19 protein-coding genes are annotated in these 16,470 nt (G+C 61.4%); 9 read left to right on the top strand and 10 right to left on the bottom strand.

Going from position 1 to position 16,470, the window contains the following annotated elements:
- Positions 1 to 130: 130 nt before the first annotated feature.
- Positions 131 to 796 (top strand): CatB-related O-acetyltransferase, encoded by a 666-nt coding sequence (locus tag C2U40_RS18345; RefSeq protein WP_103827464.1) that lies wholly within the window; start codon positions 131 to 133, stop codon positions 794 to 796.
- Between the two features lie 51 nt (positions 797 to 847).
- On the opposite strand, the gene C2U40_RS18350 is transcribed toward C2U40_RS18345, so the two are convergent.
- On the bottom strand, positions 848 to 1,555 hold the full coding sequence (locus tag C2U40_RS18350) for a ParB-like protein (protein WP_103827463.1): 708 nt from the start codon (positions 1,553 to 1,555) through the stop codon (positions 848 to 850).
- A gap of 172 nt (positions 1,556 to 1,727) precedes the next feature.
- On the opposite strand from C2U40_RS18350, the gene C2U40_RS18355 reads away from it, so the two are divergent.
- Both C2U40_RS18355 and C2U40_RS18360 read left to right on the top strand, forming a co-directional pair.
- Entirely contained in the window at positions 1,728 to 3,332 is a 1,605-nt protein-coding gene (locus C2U40_RS18355; protein ID WP_103827462.1) for a peptide ABC transporter substrate-binding protein, read from the top strand.
- 112 nt (positions 3,333 to 3,444) lie between these two features.
- The gene (locus C2U40_RS18360; RefSeq protein ID WP_181014760.1) at positions 3,445 to 3,756 is read left to right on the top strand and encodes a hypothetical protein; all 312 of its coding nucleotides are present in this window, start codon (positions 3,445 to 3,447) and stop codon (positions 3,754 to 3,756) included.
- 48 nt (positions 3,757 to 3,804) lie between these two features.
- Here C2U40_RS18360 and C2U40_RS18365 read toward each other — a convergent pair whose 3' ends face one another.
- The 5 genes from C2U40_RS18365 to C2U40_RS18385 are packed head-to-tail and all read right to left on the bottom strand — an operon-like array spanning position 3,805 to position 6,718.
- Positions 3,805 to 4,224 (bottom strand): DUF4426 domain-containing protein, encoded by a 420-nt coding sequence (locus tag C2U40_RS18365; RefSeq protein ID WP_103827460.1) that lies wholly within the window; start codon positions 4,222 to 4,224, stop codon positions 3,805 to 3,807.
- An 18-nt stretch (positions 4,225 to 4,242) separates the two neighbouring features.
- The gene (gene yggU, locus C2U40_RS18370; protein ID WP_011707385.1) at positions 4,243 to 4,542 is read right to left on the bottom strand and encodes a DUF167 family protein YggU; all 300 of its coding nucleotides are present in this window, start codon (positions 4,540 to 4,542) and stop codon (positions 4,243 to 4,245) included.
- Complete coding sequence (locus C2U40_RS18375; RefSeq protein WP_016351969.1) at positions 4,542 to 5,093, bottom strand: YggT family protein; 552 nt, start codon at positions 5,091 to 5,093, stop codon at positions 4,542 to 4,544. The genes yggU and C2U40_RS18375 overlap by 1 nt, the downstream gene beginning before the upstream one ends.
- Before the next feature lie 40 nt (positions 5,094 to 5,133).
- Complete coding sequence (gene proC, locus C2U40_RS18380; RefSeq protein WP_103827459.1) at positions 5,134 to 5,958, bottom strand: pyrroline-5-carboxylate reductase; 825 nt, start codon at positions 5,956 to 5,958, stop codon at positions 5,134 to 5,136.
- Positions 5,959 to 6,016: 58 nt separating this feature from the next.
- The gene (locus C2U40_RS18385) at positions 6,017 to 6,718 is read right to left on the bottom strand and encodes a YggS family pyridoxal phosphate-dependent enzyme (RefSeq protein WP_103827458.1); all 702 of its coding nucleotides are present in this window, start codon (positions 6,716 to 6,718) and stop codon (positions 6,017 to 6,019) included.
- A gap of 39 nt (positions 6,719 to 6,757) precedes the next feature.
- Here C2U40_RS18385 and tapT point away from each other — a divergent pair, with 39 nt between their 5' ends.
- Genes tapT through yaaA form a run of 3 tightly spaced genes read left to right on the top strand, consistent with a single transcriptional unit; the run spans position 6,758 to position 9,735 of the window.
- Positions 6,758 to 7,792: a type IVa pilus ATPase TapT gene (tapT, locus tag C2U40_RS18390; protein ID WP_011707389.1), complete on the top strand. Its 1,035-nt coding sequence runs from the start codon at positions 6,758 to 6,760 to the stop codon at positions 7,790 to 7,792.
- 28 nt (positions 7,793 to 7,820) lie between these two features.
- On the top strand, positions 7,821 to 8,930 hold the full coding sequence (tapU, locus tag C2U40_RS18395; protein WP_065475661.1) for a type IVa pilus ATPase TapU: 1,110 nt from the start codon (positions 7,821 to 7,823) through the stop codon (positions 8,928 to 8,930).
- A 31-nt stretch (positions 8,931 to 8,961) separates the two neighbouring features.
- Positions 8,962 to 9,735 carry a peroxide stress protein YaaA gene (gene yaaA / locus C2U40_RS18400; RefSeq protein ID WP_103827457.1) on the top strand — a complete coding sequence of 258 codons (774 nt, stop codon included), beginning with the start codon at positions 8,962 to 8,964 and terminating at the stop codon, positions 9,733 to 9,735.
- Positions 9,736 to 9,911: 176 nt separating this feature from the next.
- On the opposite strand, the gene srmB is transcribed toward yaaA, so the two are convergent.
- Positions 9,912 to 11,135, bottom strand: a complete 1,224-nt coding sequence (gene srmB, locus C2U40_RS18405; protein ID WP_016351974.1) for an ATP-dependent RNA helicase SrmB — start codon at positions 11,133 to 11,135, stop codon at positions 9,912 to 9,914.
- A gap of 128 nt (positions 11,136 to 11,263) precedes the next feature.
- Between srmB and C2U40_RS18410 the strand changes: the two genes are divergently transcribed.
- From C2U40_RS18410 to brnQ (C2U40_RS18420), 3 genes are all read left to right on the top strand, one after another.
- Positions 11,264 to 11,974 (top strand): tRNA1(Val) (adenine(37)-N6)-methyltransferase, encoded by a 711-nt coding sequence (locus tag C2U40_RS18410; RefSeq protein WP_103827456.1) that lies wholly within the window; start codon positions 11,264 to 11,266, stop codon positions 11,972 to 11,974.
- Positions 11,975 to 12,210: 236 nt separating this feature from the next.
- The gene (brnQ, locus tag C2U40_RS18415; protein ID WP_233768849.1) at positions 12,211 to 13,473 is read left to right on the top strand and encodes a branched-chain amino acid transport system II carrier protein; all 1,263 of its coding nucleotides are present in this window, start codon (positions 12,211 to 12,213) and stop codon (positions 13,471 to 13,473) included.
- 393 nt (positions 13,474 to 13,866) lie between these two features.
- A complete protein-coding gene (brnQ, locus tag C2U40_RS18420) occupies positions 13,867 to 15,144 on the top strand; it encodes a branched-chain amino acid transport system II carrier protein (RefSeq protein WP_233768850.1) in 1,278 nt (425 codons plus the stop codon).
- 70 nt (positions 15,145 to 15,214) lie between these two features.
- On the opposite strand, the gene C2U40_RS18425 is transcribed toward brnQ (C2U40_RS18420), so the two are convergent.
- The 3 genes from C2U40_RS18425 to zur are packed head-to-tail and all read right to left on the bottom strand — an operon-like array spanning position 15,215 to position 16,359.
- Positions 15,215 to 15,445: a hypothetical protein gene (locus C2U40_RS18425; RefSeq protein WP_029302182.1), complete on the bottom strand. Its 231-nt coding sequence runs from the start codon at positions 15,443 to 15,445 to the stop codon at positions 15,215 to 15,217.
- Positions 15,446 to 15,449: 4 nt separating this feature from the next.
- Entirely contained in the window at positions 15,450 to 15,911 is a 462-nt protein-coding gene (locus C2U40_RS18430; RefSeq protein ID WP_016351979.1) for a chemotaxis protein CheX, read from the bottom strand.
- Complete coding sequence (zur, locus tag C2U40_RS18435) at positions 15,901 to 16,359, bottom strand: zinc uptake transcriptional repressor Zur (RefSeq protein ID WP_081304784.1); 459 nt, start codon at positions 16,357 to 16,359, stop codon at positions 15,901 to 15,903. The genes C2U40_RS18430 and zur overlap by 11 nt, the downstream gene beginning before the upstream one ends.
- Between the last annotated feature and the right edge of the window lie 111 nt (positions 16,360 to 16,470).

Here is a 16,470-nt window from a genome sequence, read left to right on the forward strand (position 1 = left end):
TCCATGCTGCGACCCCGTTTGCCCCAGGATCTGGGCTGCTCGACCCTGTGCGTGCCCCGCCTGCTGGTCTGGATCTATTAGCTGCGCTCCTCGCGTCATCCACCCTATCCATTTGAACGAGGAGACAACCATGAAACCCTGCCAACACTGGTCGCAGGTCGAGTACCTGCACCTGACGGTGAGCAACCCCAACATCCTCCTGAAGGGGCGCCACAGCTACTACTCCGGCGCCTGGGACGGCCCGTTTGAAGAGGCCGCCGTGCGCTATCTGCACGGCGACAGCTTCAGCCGCAGCCCAGAGACCGGCTGGGAGCCGCTCTGGCACATCGATCAGCTTCATATCGGCGACTATGTGCAAATAGCCGCCGGGGTGAAGATCCTGATGGGCGGCAACCACACCCACAATGCCGACTTCATCAGCACCTATCCGTTTGCCGATCTCGATGCCCTCCAGCGCAGCTATCGCCCTGCCGGCGACACCCGCATCGGCAACGACGTCTGGATCGGCATGGACGCCATGATCATGCCGGGGGTCACCGTCGGCGACGGCGCCATCATAGCGGCGCGCGCCCTGGTCAATCAGGATGTGCCGCCCTATGCCATGGTGGCCGGTACGCCGGCCAAGGTGATCAAGATGCGCTTTGCTGAGGAGGAGATCGCCCGCTTGCAGGTGCTGGCCTGGTGGGAGTGGCCGGATGCCCAAGTGCAGGCCTTGCTGCCGCTGATCCAGCAAGGCGAAGTGGCCCTGCTGGAACAAGCCGCCGTGCACTGGCAGCAGGCCCGGCAGCCATCATGACGAAGCGGGGGGCATTGGCCCCCCGCAGTTGTTTTGGCAGCGGCTATCCGCTCAGTTGCCGCTGCGCGACTGATTGACCCGGCACTGCTTGCCCGGATAACCGGGCAGATCCGCCGCCTTGCTGCTGCACGCCAGCCGCTTGGCCTGATAGAGGCGATCCACCAGGTTGGCGCTGTCGACCGGCAACCAGTCCATCTGCTGGCCGAGCCAGCTGGCCCAGGCAAATTCGACGAAGTAGACCTGCTCCCGCTTGTCGAAATAGCCCGCATCCTGCAGCAGCCCGGCCACCGTCCGGTAGGAGTAATCCGGCAGTTCGCCGATGTGGGCCGGCAGTTGCTGCGGCGTCAGTGCGCCGCCCTTTTCATCCTTGAGCCAGGCCCAGTGGTTGCACTGCATCTGGCTCCAGAAGTTCTCCTTGTCCTGCAACCTGGCGATCACCTTGACCCGCACCTGCTTCACGCCAGACTGCCACAGCGCCTTGGTCAGATGGTGCCTGTCCACCAGCCAGTAACCGCCATCGGGCGCAATGACGATGGGGATCTCTTTCTTTTTCATCAGCTTGTCGAGCTGCTTTGCACTCTTGCCCGCCAGCTCGGCCTGGGTGTTGTCGACCTGGATCTGGCCCACGCCGCCCTGGGTCGGATGCAGCTGATCTATGTTCACCTCACACCAGCTGCCAACCTGGCTCTCGCGCTCACACGGCGCCAGCGCCCAGGCCCCCTGACTGATGGCCAGGGCCAACAGGATCCATGTTCTCATTGCTCACTCCTCTGCCCGAATGGCGGGTCAAATAAGATGCCGGGGAGTCCCCTCATCCAAGGGACTCATACTGGCGGTCTGACCAGCAAACGGGATATCATGATTTCCCGTCTGTCGGCGATCACTTCTCGCCGAGTTTTCACCCCGCTTCACACTATTTGAAGGATCAACCATGAAAGGATGGAGTCCCCTGCTGGCCCTGCTGGGCTGTGCCTGTGTCCAGGCTGCCGATGTTCCACCCGGCACCCAGCTCGCCGCCGAACAGGCCGTCGTGCGTCATCTGAAAGACGAGCCGGCGAGCCTGAGCCCGCTCAAGCTGGTCGGTCTGCCCGAGTTGCAGGTACTGCGGGATCTCTACGAGGGACTGCTGACCCAGGGACCGGACGGCAAGGTGCAGCCCGGGGTCGCCGCCAGCTGGGACAATCAGGGCAACCAGCGCTTCACCTTCCATCTGCGACCGGATGCCCGCTGGTCCAACGGCGATCCCGTGCAGGCCGCCGACTTCGTCTACGGCTGGCGCAAACTGGTCGATCCCAAAGAGGCCGCCACCTTTGCCTGGTTCGCCCAACTGGCCCGCTTCGACAAGGTGGATGAGATCGTGGCCGGCAAGCTGCCCCCCGCAGAGCTCGGAGTGAAGGCCCTCGATGAGCATACCCTGCAGGTGACCCTCTCCCAGCCGGTGCCCTACTTCCTGAGCCTGCTGACCCACCCCAGCCTGTCGCCGCTGCATCGCGCCAGCATGGAGCAATACGGCAACCAGTGGACCCAGCCCGGCAAGCTGGTCGGCAACGGCGCCTTCGTGCTGAGTCAGCGGGTGGTGAACGAGAAGCTGGAGCTGACCCCCAACCCCTACTACTGGGATCGCACCCATACCGTGCTGACCAAGGTCACCTTCGTCCCCATCAACCAGGAGAGCGCGGCCACCAACCGCTACCTGGCCGGCGACCTGCACATCACCGAGTCCTTCCCCAAGGAGCAGTATCACAAGCTGATGCAGCAGATCCCGAGCGAGGTCTATACCCCGGATCAGCTCGGCACCTACTACTACGCCTTCAATACCCAGCGCGCCCCCCTCAACGACGTGCGGGTGCGCAAGGCGCTCTCCTACACCATCGACCGGGGCCTCATCGCCAGCAAGATCCTGGGCACCGGTGAGAAACCGGCCTATCACTTCACCCCGGACGTGGTTGCCGGCTTCGAGCCCAAGGCCAACCTGCTCTCCAGCAGCAGTCAGCAGGAGCTGGACGACAAGGCCAGAGCCCTGCTCAAAGAAGCGGGCTACGGCCCGGCCAATCCGCTCAAGCTGACCCTGCTCTACAACACGGCCGAGGTGCACAAGAAGATGGCGCTGGCCATCGCCAACCTGTGGAAACAGAAGCTGGGGGCCCGGGTCGAGCTCACCAATCAAGAGTGGAAAACCTATCTCGACAGCCGCCAGAGCGGCCAGTTCGAGGTGATCCGCTCCTCCTGGGTGGCCGACTACAACGACCCGTCCGCCTTCCTCGGCCTGTGGGGCTCCCACCACAGCGGCAACATGGCCCGCTTCGCCAACGCCGGCTACGATACCCTGCTGACCAAGGCTGCCAACAGCCAGGATCCCCGTGAACGGGCCCGTCTGTTCGATGAGGCCGAAACCATACTGCAGGACGAGGCGCCCATCGCCCCCATCTATCAGTACACCAACGCCCGGCTGATCAAGCCCTGGCTCAAGGGCTATCCCATCAACAATCCGGAAGACGTGGCCTACAGCCGCCAGCTCTACCTCGTCAAACACTGACCCTGTGGGGGCCGGCCATGCCGGCCCCCTCTCTTCCCCTGTTCATGCTCAAGTTTTCGGCATAGAATGCCGCCCTTTCAGACAATCACTCCCCTCAGTCACCGATGTTGTTATGCGTTATTTATTGATGATCGCCCTGCTGACAGCCCTGCCCGTCCAGGCGGCCAGCGAGGCACAGTGCCGCCAAGCTTTCACCGAGTGGATGCTGGCCCAGCACAAGCAGTTCAGCGACCGCAAGGCCAGCAAGATGGAGCGGCGCAGCGCGGAGCGGGCCATCGATCAGGTGCGCAGCGAGTTCTCGAAGCGGGAGAGCTTCTGTCAGGCCATGGAGTGGGTGGAACACAACCGGGATCAGGATCCCCGCTTCACCCCGCGGATCGGGGAGATCCACGACTTCACCCCGCCCACAGACTCGCCGTCATGAAAAAAGCCCCGAACCTGCGTTCGGGGCTTTTTCTGGGCATGACAAGCATCAGTCGACGTAGAAGGTCTGCTGGAAGGTCAGCGTCTGTTGCTGCCCCTCCCCCATGATCTTCAGGGTGAACTGGTAGGTATCCTCGTTGCGATAGGGCAGCACCGCCAAGTAGTAGATGGCATCCCCCTCCTTGACCTCCTGGAAGCTCAGGTTGCGGATGGTGCCGGTGAGATTCTTGGCCTCGCCGCTGATCCCCACCGCCTGGGCGACCCCCTGCTTGTTCTGCACCGCGATGTTGACGATGCCGTTGTAGCGGCTGCGCTCCAGGCCGTAGGCCTTGGCCACCTCGGGGGTGAGGAAGCTGGAGTTGAAGGCGCTGTAGTGCACCTGCCAGGAGCCCAGTTCCTTCATCTGTTCGGCCCGCAGGGGCAAGGTCAGCAACAGTGCCAGCAGGCAGCATATCCAGGCTGTTTTCATGGTGTCATCCTTCTCGTGTTAACCCTGATTGTCCAGCAGGGCACTGACCTCGGCGGGGATCTGCCTGGGCGCCTCGATGGCGACCGTCTTGTGCCGTCCCAACTCCCCCCGCACGATGCGAACCTGCCCCTTGGCCACCTTGAACTGCTTGGCCAGATACTTGATCAAGTGGCTGTTGGCCTGGCCATCCACCGGCGGCGCCGTGATGGCCACTTTCAACTCTTCTCCATGCAATCCGACGATCTGATCCCGACTCGCCTTGGGCTGGATCATCAGATGCATTATCAGCTCATCCCCTTCCCGCAGGACGGCTGCCATCAAATCATCCACCACAGCTGGCCGAACAGATCACCCAACAGATAGTTTATGGCCTGCAGCCCGATAAAGGCGACCAGCACGGAGAGATCCAGCCCGCCCAGGGCCGGCAGAATGCGACGGATGGGGGCCAGGAAGGGCTCGGTCAGCTGGTGCATCACGTACTCGATGGGGTTGCGACCCTGGCTGACCCAGCTCAGGATGGCGCGGATCAGCAGCACCCAGAAGATCATGGAGCCGGCCTTCTTCAGCACAGTCAGCCCGGCAAACAGGCTGAGGGTGAGCCAGTCGGCCAGCAGCACGTTCATGCTCTTGAGCAGCGCCAGCTTGGCGAAGGCGATGATGATGGCCAGCAGCACAGAGGCCATGTCCAGCCCGCCAAACCCGGGAATGACCCGGCGCAGCGGCACCACCAGCGGATTGGTCAGCTTGACCACCATCTGGCTCATGGGGTTGTAGAAATCTGCGCGGGCCCACTGCAGCCAGACGCGTAACAGCACCACCATGAGATAGAGGTCAAAAATCGTGTTAATCAGAAAGTAAGCAGTGTTCATCTGGGCTCCAGGTTGAGACAGAGAGTAAGAGAAATCGGGTTCAGAACAGGGTTTCCATTTCGCCGGCCCGGGCAACAGCTGCCTGCATGGCGTGTGCCGTCAGCGGCATCAGCCCCTGCTGCTGGAAAGTCTTGATCGCCTCGGCGGTGGTGCCGCCCTTGCTGGTCACCTGCTCGCGCAGGGCCTGCAACGACAGCTCGGGATTCTGCTCCACCATGGCCGCCGCACCAAGGGCGGTCTGCTGCACCAGCAGGCGGGCCTGCTCGGGGGAGAAGCCCATGGCCTCGGCCTCCTCGGCGATGGCCTGCATGAACAGGAAGAAGTAGGCAGGTGCACTGCCGGCCGCGGCGATGACGCCGTTGATGGCGGACTCCTGCTCTACCCACAGGGTTTTGCCCACCGCCTGCATCATCTGCTCGGCCAGCGCGCGGTCAGCCTGCTCGATGCCGGGCGGGGCGTACAGCCCGGTCATCCCCAGCCCCAGCAGAGAGGGGGTGTTCGGCATGGTGCGGATGATACGGCCATGGCCGCCCGCCATCTCGGCCAGCCGCGCTACCTTGATGCCGGCGGCGATGGAGATGAGCAGCTTGCCCTCCAGCGTGCCCAGCTGTGCCACCAGCGCGCTCAGCATGGCCGCCATCAGCTGCGGCTTGACCGCCAGCACGATCACCTCCGCCGCCCGGGCTGCCTCGGCGTTGTCCTGGGTGATGCGGATGCCGTAGTCGTTGGCCAGCGCATCCAGCTTGGGCCGACTGGGGTTGGCTGCGATGATCCGGTCGGCCGGATAGCCCGCCTGAACCAGGCCGGCAATGATACTGCGGCTCATGTTGCCCGCCCCGATAAAGGCGAGGATTCTATGCTGCATCAAACGCTCCTGTTACCTGAAAAAAGCACTGCCCGATGCATCGCATCCCGGGCCTTGCTCATGAATAGTCGCGGGCACCGAAGATGGCGGTACCGACCCGCACCATGGTGCTGCCGTGGCCGATCGCCAGTTCGAGATCCTCGGTCATCCCCATCGAGAGGGTATCGACACCCGGGTATTGTTGCGCAAGCTCGGTGAACAGAGTCTGCATGCGCACCATCTGGGCGGCCAGCACCGCCTCGTCGCTGGTGTGCTCCGGAATCGCCATCAGGCCGCGCAGCCGCAGCCGTTCACAGCGGGAGACCAGTTCGGCCAGGCGGAAAATCTCTTGCTCCGACGTTCCGGATTTGCTGCTCTCTCCGCTAATATTGATTTGCAGACAGACATTTAGCGGCGCGAGCCCGCTCGGACGCTGGTTGTTCAGGCGCTCGATCAGCTTCTCTCTGTCCACGCTCTGCACCCAGTCGAAACGCTCGGCCACCAGCCTGGATTTGTTCGATTGCAGCGGGCCGATAAAGTGCCACTCTATGTCTGCATAGGCCCCTTGCTCACGCAGGGTATCTATCTTGGTCGCCGCTTCCTGGGCGTAGGATTCGCCAAAGCGGCGCTGACCGGCGGCATAGGCCTCGCAAACGGCCTCCAGCGGTTTGGTCTTGCTGACCGCCAGCAGCTGGATGTGATCGCGGCTTCGGCCCGCGCGACTGGCGGCTTGTACAATACGTTCCTTGACCTGAAGCAGGTGCTCGGCAATCTGGTTCATGTTTCGTTAGTGATCTTGTGATGGGAGAATGACAAATCTATGGATATCACAGAGTTATTGGCTTTCAGTGTAAAACATAAAGCCTCGGATCTACACCTCTCGGCCGGGGTTCCCCCGATGATCAGGGTTGATGGCGAGGTTCGCAAGATCAATTTGCCCGCCCTGGAACACCGGGAAGTGCACGCCCTCATCTACGACATCATGAACGACCACCAGCGCAAGGAACTGGAAGAGAACTTCGAGGTCGACTTCTCGTTCGAGGTGCCAAACCTGGCTCGCTTCCGGGTCAACGCCTTCCAGCAGGCGCGCGGCTCCGGCGCGGTATTTCGGACCATCCCCAGCACGGTGCTGAGCCTCGAAGATCTGGACGCGCCGGAGATCTTTCGCAAGATTGCCGAATACCCGCGCGGCCTGGTGCTGGTGACCGGCCCGACCGGCTCGGGTAAATCCACCACCCTGGCGGCCATGGTCAACTACATCAACGAGAACTTTCATCACCACATCCTCACCATCGAGGACCCCATCGAATTCGTGCACGAGAACAAGCGCTGTCTGGTGAACCAGCGGGAAGTACACCGCGATACCAAGAGCTTCAGCAACGCCCTGCGTTCTGCGCTGCGGGAAGACCCGGACATCATCCTGGTGGGCGAGATGCGCGATCTGGAAACCATTCGCCTCGCCATGACCGCGGCCGAGACCGGCCACCTGGTGTTCGGCACCCTGCACACCTCGTCGGCGGCCAAGACCATCGACCGGATCATCGACGTCTTCCCCGGTGCGGAAAAAGACATGGTGCGCTCCATGCTCTCCGAGTCGCTGCGGGCGGTCATCTCCCAGACCCTGCTCAAGCGCATCGGTGGCGGCCGGGTGGCGGCCCATGAGATCATGATGGGTATTCCCGCCGTGCGTAACCTCATCCGGGAAGACAAGATCGCCCAGCTCTACTCGGTGATCCAAACCGGGATGACCCACGGCATGCAGACCATGGATCAGAGCCTCAAGCAGCTGGTGAGCCGCGGCGTAGTGGCGGCGCTGGATGCCAAGGCCAAGGCGGTCGATCCCAACACCATCTAACCACGACGAATCTAGGGAAGGAGTCGTTATGAATCTGGATGCCCTGCTAACCGAGCTGGTCGCCCGTAAAGGCTCGGATCTGTTCATCACGGTCGGCACGCCGCCGACCCTCAAGGTCAACGGCCATCTGCAGTCGCTGGCAGAAGCCCCCCTCGACAAGGCAAGGGCGCTGGCGCTGGTCAAGGAGACCCTGAGCCAGGAGCACTTCGAGCGCTATCTGCACACCAAGGAGGCTAACTACGCCATCCACCGCGAGGAGCTTGGCCGCTTTCGGGTCAGCGCCTTCTGGCAGCAGGAGCTGCCTGGCATGGTGCTGCGCCGTATCGAGACCCGCATCCCCACCTTCGACGAGCTGGCGCTGCCCCCCATCCTGCAGGAGATCGCCCTGGCCAAGCGCGGGCTGGTGCTGTTCGTCGGTGCCACCGGCGCCGGAAAATCCACCACCCAGGCTGCCATGATCGGCTATCGCAACCAGCATGTGGACGGCCACATCCTGACGGTGGAAGATCCGGTGGAGTTCGTGCATCAGCACGGCCGCAGCCTGATCACCCAGCGCGAGGTAGGCATAGACACAGCGTCGTTCGACGTAGCGCTGAAGAGTTCGTTGCGCCAGGCCCCTGACGTGATCCTGATCGGCGAAATCCGCAGCCAGGAAACCATGGAGTTTGCCCTCCAGTTTGCCGAGACCGGCCACCTCTGCCTCGCCACCCTGCACGCCAACAATGCCAACCAGGCGCTGGACCGCATCCTGCACCTGGTCCCTCAGGAGAAACACCGCCAGTTCCTGTTCGATCTCTCCTTCAACCTGCGTGCCATCGTGGCCCAGCAACTGCTGCCCAGCCTGGACGGACGCCGTCGCTGTGCGGCCTTCGAGGTGCTGCTCAACACCCCGCTCATCACCGATATCATCCGCAAGGGGGAGATGCACCGGCTCAAGGAGGTGATGACCAAGTCCACCGAGCTCGGCATGCAGACCTTCGATCAGGCGCTGTTCGCCCTGTTCTGTGCCGGCCAAATTGGCTACAGTGAGGCCCTTGCCCATGCCGACTCGGCCAACGACCTGCGACTGCTGATCAAGCTGTCGGGGCGCGAGCAGCTGGGTGCAGGCACTCTTGACAACGTCACCCTGGATGAATGAGGGGCGTGCGTCACCGCTATAAAGGATCGTTATGCTGATTGTGGTTTCCCCGGCCAAAACGCTGGACTACGAGTCACCGCTGGTGACTTCCCGTTTCACCCAACCCGAGCTGTTGGACCACTCCGCCGAGCTGATCGGCCGGGCCCGCCAGCTGAGCCCGGACCAGATCGCCAGCCTGATGAAGATCAGCGACAAGCTGGCCGGCCTCAACGCCGCCCGCTTTGCCGACTGGCAACCCGACTTCAGCCCGGCCAACGCCCGCCAGGCGCTGCTGGCCTTCAAGGGGGATGTCTACACGGGGCTGGCGGTGGAGGATTTCAGCGAGGCAGATCTCGACTTCGCCCAGGCACACCTGCGCATGCTCTCCGGCCTCTACGGGGTGCTGCGCCCGCTCGATCTGATGATGCCCTACCGGCTGGAGATGGGGATCCGCTTCGACAACGCGCGTGGCAAGGATCTCTACCAGTTCTGGGGCGACATCATCACCGCCCACCTGAACAAGGCGCTGGCCGCTCAGGGAGACGAGGTGTTGATCAACCTGGCTTCCGACGAGTACTTCAAGTCGGTACGTCCCAAGGCCCTACAGGGGCGCATCATCACGCCGGTGTTCAAGGACGAGAAGAACGGCCAGTTCAAGATCATCAGCTTCTACGCCAAGAAGGCGCGCGGCATGATGGCCCGCCACATCATCAAGCACCGGCTCACCAAGGTGGAGCAGCTGACCGGGTTCAACGCCGATGGCTACTACTTCGTACCGGAAGAGTCCGATGCCAATACCCTGATGTTCAAACGCGCTGAAAATTAATTACAACCCGAGGGAACCAAATTCAGGATCCCCAAGTCTGAATAGGTGAATCCTCTGTTGTAAGCACTTTTTATTGGCCGACGTTTATACGTCGGCTTTTTTCTTTTCTGGCCCCCGCCGAGTGGGCAGCAGATAGCACAACGGCCATCCGGAGATGGCCGTTGTAACGGGCAAGCTTACTTCTTTTTCTTCTTGGCCGACTTCTTCTTGTCGTCCTTCGGCTTTTTCTTCTTCACCGGTACCCGCGCTTCCTTGTGCTTGGGGCGCAGTTCGTCGATCACCCGGCGCTTGAGACGCTCTTCGGTGTAGCGCTCGATCTTGGCGACCATCGCCATATCGTGGGCTTCCACCAGGCTGATGGCGCAACCACGGTTGCCGGCACGGCCGGTGCGGCCGATCCGGTGGACGTAGACATCGGCGCCGTAGGGCATGTCGTAGTTGATGACATGGCTGACGTTGGGCAGGTCGATGCCGCGAGCGGCCACGTCGGTGGCGATGAGGAAGGGCACTTCCCCTTCATGGAACTTGCGGATCGACTCGATGCGCTTGCTCTGCTCCATCTCGCCACGGATCCAGGCGCAGGAGACGCCAGCCGCCTGCAGCTGACCGGACAGCTCCGCCAGCCGCTCACGGGTCTTGACGAAGATGATGGCTTTCTGGGTCTCGGGATCTTTCAGAATATGCACCAGCAGGGCCAGCTTGTGAGCAGCATCGTCGGCCAGGTGCACCCACTGGGTGATGGGGCGACGTTCGCTGCGGGGCGGCTCGGCGTGCAGCTCCACCGGCTCCTTCAGGATATCGTTGGCGAACTTTTCAAGGCCTGCCCCTTCCAGGGTGGCGGAGAAGAGCATGGTGTGCTTGCGATAACGCGCCTCTTCCACGATGCGGTTCACATCCTTGATGAAGCCCATGTCCAGCATGCGGTCCGCTTCGTCCAGCACCAGTACCTCGATGTCGTGGCTCTCGAACTCCTCTTTCTCGATGTACTCGAGCAGACGGCCCGGGGTGGCCACCACGATGTCGGTGGTTTTGGTCAGGGCCGGCAGTTGCTCTTCATGGCTGACGCCGCCAATGATGGTCTCGATGCTGAGGTTGGTGTGAGCCGCCAGCGCCTTGGCGTGGGCGGTGACCTGCAGCGCCAGCTCGCGGGTCGGGGTCAGCACCAGCATGCGGCACGGGCCCGGCTTGCGGCGCGGGAAGTCCAGCAGGTGCTGCAGGGCGGGCAGCAGGAAGGCGGCAGTCTTGCCGGTACCGGTCGGGGCGGATGCCAGAATATCGCGGCCGTCCAGGGCTGGCTCCAGCACCATCTGCTGAATGGTGGTGGGGCGGGTGAAACCCATCTCGGCCAAGGCCCGGTTGAGGGCTGGATTCAGGTCGAAATCATCAAAGGACTGGCTCATGGCAATACTCGGTCATTAAGGAAACGGCAGATTATAGGCGATTATGTCGTCGGCTCCTATGGCGACTGTGGCTTAGTCGCTATAATCGCCGACCATTTTCTGCGGTACTGGCACAGGACGGGAGTCGGATGGGACGAAACAGCGGTTTTACCTTCAAGCAATTTCACGTCGCGCACGATCGCTGCGCCATGAAAGTCGGCACCGATGGCATCCTGCTCGGCGCCTGGGCACCTGTCACCAACGCCCGCCGGATCCTCGACATTGGCAGCGGCAGCGGCCTCATCGCCCTGATGCTGGCCCAGCGCAGCCCTGCCGACTGCCGCATCGATGCGGTAGAGCTGGATAACAATGCAGCCCGGCAGGCTCGCGAGAATGCGGCAGCCTCCCCCTGGCATGAGCGGGTCACCGTCATCGAGAGTGCCATTCAAACCTATCAGGCCGCCCCTTACGATCTCATCGTCTCCAACCCACCCTACTTCGTGGCGGGCCAGTCATTTCGCGATCCGGCCAGGGCACTGGCACGCCATACCGGCGGCCTCGACAGCCGGGATCTGCTGGCCGCCTGTGACCGACTATTGGCCCCCAACGGCGAGGTTGCGCTGGTCGTACCAACGGCCATGGCCGATGAAATTTTATGCATCTCGGCGGATTATGATCTGCACGCCGTTTGTTATACAGCTGTTATCACCAGAGCTGGAAAAGAGGCAAATCGTGTTTTATTGCGACTTGGCAGAGGATTAAACAAGTGTGAGCAGGGTGAAATTGTGATCCATTCTGCTGATGGAACCTATTCCGACAGATACATCCAACTAACCAGCCCCTTCTATTTGAAGATGTAAATTTCGTCTTGAACTATTTTTTCACGCCATTATGCTGACTCCTAAACGAGCGCCCGCTCAAGACCAGCTCAAACCACTGGTTGCGATGAAAAAACAAGCGGGGCTCCTTTTTTTTACCCCTGAACAATATCGGTCACTGACCAATAAAAAACTATAACAAGCAATAGTTTACAAGACAGACGAGGTTGAACTTGACGAAATCACTCACATTGTCCGACGTGCTCGGATTGGGCTTCATGACCTTCGCCTTCTATCTGGGCGCTGGCAACATCATCTTCCCGCCGCTGGCCGGTTACATGGCGGGTGAGCACCTCTCTCTCGCCATGCTGGGCTTTCTGGTCACTGCCGTCGGTCTGCCCCTCATCACCATCATCGCCGTCGCCAAGGCAGGCAACGGCTGGGCCGGCATGACCAAGCTGCTGCCTGCCGGCGTGGCCACCGCACTGGCCGTCGCCATCTACATCATCATCGGTCCGGCCTTCGCCGCCCCCCGTACCGGGCTGGTAGCTTACGAAATGGGCCTCAAGCCTTTCATCGGTGACATGGGTCAGGCCGGTCTGGCGGCCTACACCGTGCTGTTCTTCGGCGTGGCCATCCTGGTCTCCATGAATCAGGGCAAGCTGATGGATGCCATCGGCAAATACCTGACCCCGGTGCTGATGCTGTTGCTGCTGACCCTCGCCATCGGCGTGTTCGTCGCCCCGCAAGGTGATATGCCGGCCTCTTCCGGTGACTATCAGAACGGCCCCTTCGTGAAAGGGATCCTGGAAGGCTACAACACCATGGACACCCTGGCGTCCCTGATGTTCGGCGCCCTGATCGTCGACCTGCTGCGCCAGAAAGGCATTCATGACTACCAGAGCCAGTTCAAGTACCTGGCCATTGCCGGCATCATCTCCGCCATCGGTCTGTCCGTGGTCTACGTCTCCCTGTTCCAGCTGGGCAACACCGCAGCCGGTGTCGCCACCGACATCAGCAACGGCGGCGCCATCGTCAACGCCTACGTGTTGAGCCTGTTCGGTCAGCCGGGTCAGTTCATCCTGGCCGCCATCATCACCCTGGCCTGTTTCACCACCGCCGTGGGCCTGATCTCCGCCTGCTCCGACTTCTTCCACAACTTGACCGGCATGAGCTACAAGAAGCTGGTGGTGTTGCTGGGGGTCATCTGCACCGTGGTCGCCAACGTGGGCCTGAGCCAGCTTATCAGCCTCTCCATCCCGGTGCTGGTCGCCATCTACCCGGTTGCCGTGGCACTGGTGCTGGTCACCTTCCTGAAGGGTTACTTCGGTCGTCCGCGCCTGGTGTTCCGCGCCGTGCTGATGGTCGCCTTCCTGTTCGGCTGCCTGGACGGTCTGGGCGCCGCCGGCATGAAGATGGATGCGTTTGCCTTCCTGCCGCTGTTCGACAAGGGCCTGGCCTGGCTGCTGCCGACGCTGCTGGCCTGTGGCCTCGGCATGGCGGTACGCTCCGGCGAGAAACTGGCTGCCGAAGCCGCCTGATTTCACTCCCGCCCATCTCAAAGAGCCTGCCTTGCGCAGGCTCTTTTGTTTGTCTGCCAACAGCCTTTTACCACCCGTTACCCCTTTCCTGCGGCCAGCCCCCTGCCGCCATGTCTACCTCCTTCACTGCTGCCAACCGCTGGCTAATCGGTGATTTATCCTGGCCAATTAAATTGTTTCAAGATATTAATGTGTGATTGAGATCAAATTTCTCTTCTTTATGCTAAGAAGAGTGCTCCTTCGCCGATGTGCTCATCGTGGAGGAGAGGGAAGCATTGTTATCCGGTTATCTGCCAGGCAGTGGGTGCAATCAACAAGAACAAGCTGATAAGGCAGATGAGGTCAGGTTTGACGAAATCACTGAAGTTGTCCGACGTATTCGGACTGGGTTTTATGACGTTTGCTTTCTATCTGGGGGCAGGCAACATCATTTTTCCACCGCTCGCCGGCTTTATGGCCGGTGAACATTTGATGCCAGCCATGGTCGGCTTTCTGCTGACAGCGGTGGGTCTCCCTCTGCTGACGCTGGTCGCCGTTGCCAGAGGCAGCGCCGGACAAGGCAGCAGCGGCTGGACGGCGATGACCCGCTATCTGCCGACCTGGGCGGCCACGGCGCTGGCCATCGCTATCTACATCATCATGGGGCCGGCCTTTGCCACTCCCCGCACCGGGCTGGTGGCTTATGAAATGGGGCTCAAACCCTGGCTTGGCGAAGCTGGCCAACACCGTCTGCTGCTCTACAGCCTGCTCTTCTTCGCGCTGGTGATCCTGGTATCGCTGGATCGGGGCAGGCTGCTCGATGCGGTGGGCAAGTACATGACGCCTGTCTTGATGGTGATGTTGTTGATCCTGGCCGTCGGAGTCTTGGTTGACCCGCAAGGTACCCTGCCAGAGGCCAGCGGCGACTACACGGATACGCCGCTCATCAAGGGGATGCTGGAGGGGTACAACACCATGGATACCCTCGGCTCGCTGATGTTCGGTGCACTCATCATCGGTCTGCTGCAACGCAGGGGCATCGAGGACTACCCGAGCCAGTTCAAGTACCTGACCATCGCGGGCCTCATCTCGGCAGTTGGCCTCTCGGCGGTCTACATCTCCCTGTTCTATCTGGGCAACAGCGCGGCGGGCGTGGTCACCAACGTCGACAATGGCGGCGCCATCGTCAACGCCTATGTACTGAGCCTGTTCGGCCACTACGGCCAGTTGATCCTGGCCGCCATCATCACCCTGGCCTGCTTCACCAGCGCGGTCGGCCTGCTCTGCGCCAGTGCCGACTACTTCCACGGTCTGGCCGGCTGGACATACCGCAAGTGGGTACTGCTGATGGGATGCGTCTCCATCCTGGTGGCCAACGTCGGGCTGAGCCAGCTCATCAGCCTCTCCATCCCGGTGCTGGTCGCCATCTACCCGGTCGCCATCGCACTGGTGCTGGTGACCTTTGTGCAGGGTTATTTTGGCCGGCCACGGCTGGTGTTTCGCGCCGTGCTGCTGGTGGCGTTTCTGTTCGGCTGTCTGGACGGGCTGGGCGCGGCCGGCATGCAGATGGATGCGTTCGCCTTCCTGCCGCTGTTCGACAAGGGGCTGGCCTGGCTGCTGCCCACCCTGCTGACCTGCGGCTTCGGCATGCTGCTGCGCCCCCGCGAAGATCTGGCCGCCGAAGCGGCCTGATCAACCGGGCGACCAACGACAAGAGGCCAGCATCAGCTGGCCTCTTGCATTGCATCTGTCACCCTGGCTGCTACAGCAGCGGATCTACCGGCTTGGGTCTGCCTGCCAGACCATACCAATGGGTCTCCACCCGCCCGGCATGCCACTCAAAGGTGCCCCAGGGCTGGTCTGCCTGCCAGCGCGGAAAGTTCACCACCACCCGGTTGTCTTCGTACTTGTAGAGCGAGGTGGTGATCTGGAGATCAGACAGGATGAGCAGCAGGGCCCAACCGATGAAGAACCATTTCAGCGCTTTCCACATAGGGTTACTCGAAACAGATCTCGATGGTGGCACGACCGTAATCTGATTCGAACGGCATCATGATCTTGGTGCCATCGGCACGATGAGTGATGGTGTGGTTGGGGCCGGAGACGATGATGGGGGTCGCCATGTCGAACTCATACCCCTTCTCCCCCAGCATGCGCTTGGCGCCGCCGGTCACCATGTTGGTGATCTCGCCCACCATGTCGGTCACTTCTTCATTGATGGTGGCCGGTGCCTCACCCAGCATCCGGCGCATGATCTCCAGCGCCAGCCCCTTCTCGAAGCTGATAGAGAGCGAGCCACGGGTCTGCGGGCCGACCATGCCGATGAGACCAGAGACATCGCCGCGTGCCAGCTCGTCCATCTTGCGTTTGGGTTTGCCCGGCTTGAGCTCGAGCTGTGCCATGGTGGAGAGCACATTGAGCAGGGAGAGCAGGAACGGGTTTACAAAATCAGCCTTCATGTTGACTTCCTACGGTGGGCGTACAGCGAGCACATTGGCCATGTGCCTCTATTGTCTTATTGGTAATAGTAAAGCCATGCAAGTGGGCTTGCTCGGAAAACGCGCCATCGATCGCCGCGTCATGCAACTCGACCACCTCGCCACACCGATCGCAGATGAGCAGTTGCATCGGGTGGGCATGATCGAAGTGACAGCAGAAAATGAAGGCGTTGAGCGACTCCACCTTGTGGGCAAAGCCCTGTTCAAGCAGAAAATCGAGTGCCCGATAAACGGTCGGCGGCTTGGCATGGGCCTCGGTCTGCTGCAACTGGGCCAACAGATCATAGGCGCTGATGGCATTGCCGTGGGCAGCCAGCAGCCTGAACACCTGACGCCGGGTAGGGGTGAAGCGGATCCCGCGTTGTTCGCAGAGTCGTTCGGCTCGTAGTAAAAGTTGGTCTTGATTCATGATCACGCAATTACCCTTTTTATTAGCCGGATACTATCACAGGGCCCCCTTTGACGCGGTGACAAAATTCATTTTCTGGGGCTGCCTCACGTTGTGGTAAAATCCGCCCCC

Source organism: Aeromonas sp. ASNIH4 (assembly GCF_002934425.1).
In the GTDB taxonomy this organism is placed as follows: domain Bacteria; phylum Pseudomonadota; class Gammaproteobacteria; order Enterobacterales; family Aeromonadaceae; genus Aeromonas; species Aeromonas hydrophila.

Coding starts and splice junctions, on each gene's coding strand:
- C2U40_RS18345 (WP_103827464.1), top strand. CDS start 131: ATGAAACCCTGCCAACACTGGTCGCAGGTCGAGTACCTGCACCTGACG.
- C2U40_RS18350 (WP_103827463.1), bottom strand. CDS start 1,555: ATGAGAACATGGATCCTGTTGGCCCTGGCCATCAGTCAGGGGGCCTGG.
- C2U40_RS18355 (WP_103827462.1), top strand. CDS start 1,728: ATGAAAGGATGGAGTCCCCTGCTGGCCCTGCTGGGCTGTGCCTGTGTC.
- C2U40_RS18360 (WP_181014760.1), top strand. CDS start 3,445: ATGCGTTATTTATTGATGATCGCCCTGCTGACAGCCCTGCCCGTCCAG.
- C2U40_RS18365 (WP_103827460.1), bottom strand. CDS start 4,224: ATGAAAACAGCCTGGATATGCTGCCTGCTGGCACTGTTGCTGACCTTG.
- yggU (WP_011707385.1), bottom strand. CDS start 4,542: ATGGCAGCCGTCCTGCGGGAAGGGGATGAGCTGATAATGCATCTGATG.
- C2U40_RS18375 (WP_016351969.1), bottom strand. CDS start 5,093: ATGAACACTGCTTACTTTCTGATTAACACGATTTTTGACCTCTATCTC.
- proC (WP_103827459.1), bottom strand. CDS start 5,958: ATGCAGCATAGAATCCTCGCCTTTATCGGGGCGGGCAACATGAGCCGC.
- C2U40_RS18385 (WP_103827458.1), bottom strand. CDS start 6,718: ATGAACCAGATTGCCGAGCACCTGCTTCAGGTCAAGGAACGTATTGTA.
- tapT (WP_011707389.1), top strand. CDS start 6,758: ATGGATATCACAGAGTTATTGGCTTTCAGTGTAAAACATAAAGCCTCG.
- tapU (WP_065475661.1), top strand. CDS start 7,821: ATGAATCTGGATGCCCTGCTAACCGAGCTGGTCGCCCGTAAAGGCTCG.
- yaaA (WP_103827457.1), top strand. CDS start 8,962: ATGCTGATTGTGGTTTCCCCGGCCAAAACGCTGGACTACGAGTCACCG.
- srmB (WP_016351974.1), bottom strand. CDS start 11,135: ATGAGCCAGTCCTTTGATGATTTCGACCTGAATCCAGCCCTCAACCGG.
- C2U40_RS18410 (WP_103827456.1), top strand. CDS start 11,264: ATGGGACGAAACAGCGGTTTTACCTTCAAGCAATTTCACGTCGCGCAC.
- brnQ (WP_233768849.1), top strand. CDS start 12,211: ATGACCTTCGCCTTCTATCTGGGCGCTGGCAACATCATCTTCCCGCCG.
- brnQ (WP_233768850.1), top strand. CDS start 13,867: ATGACGTTTGCTTTCTATCTGGGGGCAGGCAACATCATTTTTCCACCG.
- C2U40_RS18425 (WP_029302182.1), bottom strand. CDS start 15,445: ATGTGGAAAGCGCTGAAATGGTTCTTCATCGGTTGGGCCCTGCTGCTC.
- C2U40_RS18430 (WP_016351979.1), bottom strand. CDS start 15,911: ATGAAGGCTGATTTTGTAAACCCGTTCCTGCTCTCCCTGCTCAATGTG.
- zur (WP_081304784.1), bottom strand. CDS start 16,359: ATGAATCAAGACCAACTTTTACTACGAGCCGAACGACTCTGCGAACAA.